This is a genomic window from Aminobacter sp. MET-1 (genome assembly GCF_026521175.1).
GTDB lineage: Bacteria > Pseudomonadota > Alphaproteobacteria > Rhizobiales > Rhizobiaceae > Aminobacter.
Window position 1 is genome coordinate 1 of the sequence record NZ_JAMSHL010000049.1, and the last position, 4,517, is coordinate 4,517.

A 4,517-nucleotide genomic window follows, 5' to 3' on the forward strand; every position below is an offset into this window, starting at 1 on the left:
CGCCCGGGCGGGGGGGGGGGGTGGCGTGGGTGTATTTTAAAACCGCGGGGGGGGGGGGGGGGGGGGGGGCGCCGGGGGGGGGGGGGGGGGGGCCCCCCCCCCCCCCCCGCCACTCTTTCTTACTCGGCAGCGTCCGGAAGGCGCTGCTGGGTGTCGTCGAGCTTGGTGTTCTCCAGCTCGACGTTGAGGCCGAGCGAGCGCATTTCCTTGACGAGAACGTTGAAGCTCTCGGGGATGCCCGCTTCGAACGTGTCGTCGCCGCGCACGATTGCCTCGTAGACCTTGGTACGGCCGGCGACGTCGTCCGACTTCACCGTCAGCATTTCCTGCAGCGTGTAGGCCGCACCGTAGGCTTCGAGTGCCCAGACCTCCATTTCGCCGAAGCGCTGACCGCCGAACTGCGCCTTACCGCCCAGCGGCTGCTGGGTGACGAGCGAGTACGGGCCGATCGAACGGGCGTGGATCTTGTCGTCGACCAGGTGGTGAAGCTTGAGCATGTAGATGTAGCCCATGGTCACCTTGCGGTCGAACGGCTCGCCCGTACGTCCGTCGTAGAGCTGCGACTGGCCCGAGGTGTGCAGACCCGCCTGGGACAGCATCTCGTTGATGTTGGCCTCGTGCGCACCGTCGAACACCGGGGTCGCGATGGAGACGCCGCGCTTCATCTGATCGCCAAGGCGAACGATGGACTCGTCGTCGTAGTCGCGGACCGGCTCGTTGCGGTCGTTGTCGGGGATGATGCTCTCGATCGTCTGGCGAAGCGGCTTGATGTCGCCGCTCTGCTTGTACGCTTCGATGAGCTCACCGATCTTCCTGCCCATGCCGGCGCAAGCCCAGCCGAGATGGGTTTCGAGGATCTGACCGACGTTCATGCGCGAAGGCACGCCCAGCGGGTTGAGCACGATGTCGGCGTGCGTTCCGTCTTCGAGGAACGGCATGTCCTCGACAGGAACGATGCGCGACACGACACCCTTGTTGCCGTGACGGCCGGCCATCTTGTCGCCGGGCTGCATCTTACGCTTCACCGCGACGAAGACCTTGACCATCTTCATGACGCCGGGGGGCATCTCGTCGCCGCGCTGCACCTTTTCGACCTTGTCCATGAAGCGCTGCTCGAGCTGCTTCTTGGAGTCGTCGTACTGGCCGCGCAGAGCTTCAAGCTCACCCTGCATCTTCTCGTCTTCGACGGCGAACTGCCACCACTGCGAACGCGGGTAGTCGACAAGCGTCTCCCGAGCCAGCGTAGAGCCCTTCTTGAAGCCCTTCGGTCCGGCAATCGCGTCCTTGCCGACGAGCATGTCGCTCAGACGGCTGTAGACGTTGCGGTCGAGGATCGCCTGTTCGTCGTCGCGGTCCTTTGCGAGACGCTCGATTTCCTCGCGCTCGATCGCCATCGCGCGCTCGTCCTTCTCCACGCCGTGGCGGTTGAAGACGCGCACTTCGACGACCGTACCGTAGGTTCCGGGCGGCATACGCATGGAGGTGTCACGGACGTCGGACGCCTTTTCACCGAAGATGGCGCGCAGAAGCTTCTCTTCCGGCGTCATCGGGCTTTCGCCCTTCGGCGTGATCTTGCCGACCAGGATGTCGCCCGGCTGAACCTCAGCGCCGATATAGACGATACCGGCTTCGTCGAGGTTCTTCAGCGCTTCTTCCGAGACGTTCGGAATGTCGCGCGTGATTTCCTCAGGCCCAAGCTTGGTGTCGCGCGCCATGACCTCGAACTCCTCGATGTGGATCGAGGTGAAGACGTCGTCGGCCACAATACGCTCGGAGAGCAGGATCGAGTCCTCGTAGTTGTAGCCGTTCCACGGCATGAACGCGACGAGCACGTTCCGGCCGAGCGCCAGATCGCCGAGATCGGTCGACGGACCGTCAGCAATGATGTCGCCCTTGTTGACCCGGTCACCCATACGCACCAGCGGACGCTGGTTGATGCAGGTGTTCTGGTTCGAACGCTGGAACTTCATCAGGCGGTAGATGTCGACGCCGGACTTGCCGGCCTCGAGGTCTTCCGTCGCACGGATGACGATACGGGTCGCATCGACCTGATCGACGATACCGCCGCGGCGCGCACCGATCGCAGCACCCGAGTCACGGGCGACGATCGGCTCCATGCCGGTGCCGACGAACGGAGCCTCGGCGCGCACCAGCGGCACGGCCTGACGCTGCATGTTCGAGCCCATCAGAGCGCGGTTGGCGTCGTCGTTTTCCAGGAACGGGATCAGCGCGGCAGCGACCGACACCATCTGCTTCGGCGAAACGTCCATCAAGTCGACGTTTTCGCGCGGCGCCATCATCACTTCGCCGGCGTTACGGCAAATGACGAACTCGTCGACGAAATGGCCGTTCTTGTCGAGCTCGGCGTTGGCCTGGGCAACGAAGTGCTTGGCCTCTTCCATAGCCGACAGGTAGACCACGTCGTTGGTCAGCTTGCCGTCGACGATCTTGCGGTACGGGCTCTCGATGAAGCCGTACTTGTTGACACGTGCGAAGGTGGCCAGCGAGTTGATCAGACCGATGTTCGGGCCTTCCGGCGTTTCGATCGGGCAGATACGGCCGTAGTGCGTCGGGTGAACGTCGCGGACTTCGAAACCGGCGCGCTCGCGGGTCAGACCACCGGGTCCAAGCGCCGAAAGACGACGCTTGTGGGTGATTTCCGAGAGCGGGTTGGTCTGGTCCATGAACTGCGACAGCTGCGACGAACCGAAGAACTCGCGCACCGCAGCAGCCGCGGGCTTGGCGTTGATCAGGTCCTGCGGCATCACCGTGTCGATCTCGATCGAGGACATACGCTCCTTGATCGCGCGCTCCATGCGGAGCAGGCCGACGCGGTATTGGTTTTCCATAAGCTCGCCGACCGAACGGACACGGCGGTTGCCGAGGTTGTCGATGTCGTCGATCTCGCCCTTGCCGTCGCGCAGTTCGACCAGCGTCTTGACCACGGCAAGGATGTCTTCCTTGCGCAGCACACGAACGGTGTCAGCGGCGTCGAGTTCGAGACGCATGTTCATCTTGACGCGGCCGACGGCCGACAGGTCGTAGCGCTCGGCGTCGAAGAACAGCGAGTTGAACATCGCTTCGGCGGTGTCGATGGTGGGCGGCTCGCCCGGACGCATGACACGATAGATGTCGAACAGAGCGTCCTGGCGGCTCTCGTTCTTGTCCACGGCCAGCGTGTTGCGGATGTAGCCGCCGACGTTGATGTGGTCGATGTCGAGGATGTTGATTTCTTCCTCGCCAGCCGCCAGCAGCGTCTTCAGCGTCTTCTCATCGATCTCGTCGCCGGCCTCCAGATAAATCTCGCCGGTGGCATAGTTGACGATGTCCTCAGCGAGGTAGCTGCCGAAAAGATCGTCTTCCGTCGCCTTGATCGCCTTCAGACCCTTTTCGGCAAGCTGCTTGGCCTGACGCGCGGTGATCTTCTTGCCGGCTTCGACAACGATCTCGCCAGTGTCGGCGTCAACCAGGTCGCCAACAGCCTTGAGGCCGCGGAAACGATCGACCGAGAACGGAATGCGCCAGTGGTCGCCCGACTTCTTGTAGGTGATCTTGTTGTAGAAGGTCGACAGGATCTCTTCGCCGTCCATGCCGAGCGCCATCAGCAGCGACGACACCGGGATCTTGCGGCGGCGGTCGATACGGGCGTGGACGATGTCCTTGCTGTCGAACTCGATGTCGAGCCACGAGCCGCGATAGGGGATGACGCGCGCGGCAAACAGAAGCTTGCCCGAGGAGTGCGACTTGCCCTTGTCATGGTCGAAGAACACACCAGGCGAACGGTGCATCTGCGAGACGATGACACGCTCGGTGCCGTTGACGATGAAGGTGCCGTTGGACGTCATGAGCGGCATGTCGCCCATGTAGACGTCCTGCTCCTTGATGTCCTTGATCGACTTCGCGCCGGTATCCTCGTCGATATCGAACACGATCAGGCGCAGCGTCACCTTCAGTGGCGCAGCGAAAGTCAGGTCGCGCTGACGGCATTCGTCAACGTCGAACTTCGGTGCTTCGAACTCGTACTTGACGAACTCCAGCATCGAGGCGCCGGAGAAGTCGGAGATCGGGAAGACCGACTTGAAAACGGCCTGCAGGCCCTCATCCGGACGTCCGCCCTTGGGCTCGTCCACCATCAGGAACTGGTCATAGGATGCCTTCTGAACCTCGATCAGGTTCGGCATCTCCGCAACTTCGGGGATCTTTCCGAAGAACTTGCGTACGCGTCTGCGGCCATTGAAAGTCTGGGTCTGGGCCATCGTCGCTCCTTGCTGCCTTCTTGGGGTGAGCTTCGCTACTGCTCACCTTGCATACGAGCCGCCTTGGCGGCCTATTCAAAACGGGCGAAAACCCGTTTCCTGAAGGCCGCAACCCGGCCCTCAGGAAATAGGTTCCCTCTCATCCCCCGAACACGGGAGCCGGGGGGGGGGGCCCCCGGCGCCCCCCCCAACCCCCCCCACAATTATATCTTTATTTGTGCCACAGGATAAAACACTATCCTATACATTAATGGGGGCCCC

The 4,517-nt window shown here is 62.5% G+C and carries 1 protein-coding gene; it reads right to left on the reverse strand.

Features of this window, described 5'->3' with window-relative positions; genetic code table 11:
* Positions 1-119: 119 nt before the first annotated feature.
* On the reverse strand, positions 120-4,256 hold the full coding sequence (gene rpoB, locus NDO48_RS28890) for a DNA-directed RNA polymerase subunit beta (protein WP_018427835.1): 4,137 nt from the start codon (positions 4,254-4,256) through the stop codon (positions 120-122).
* Positions 4,257-4,517: the final 261 nt, after the last annotated feature.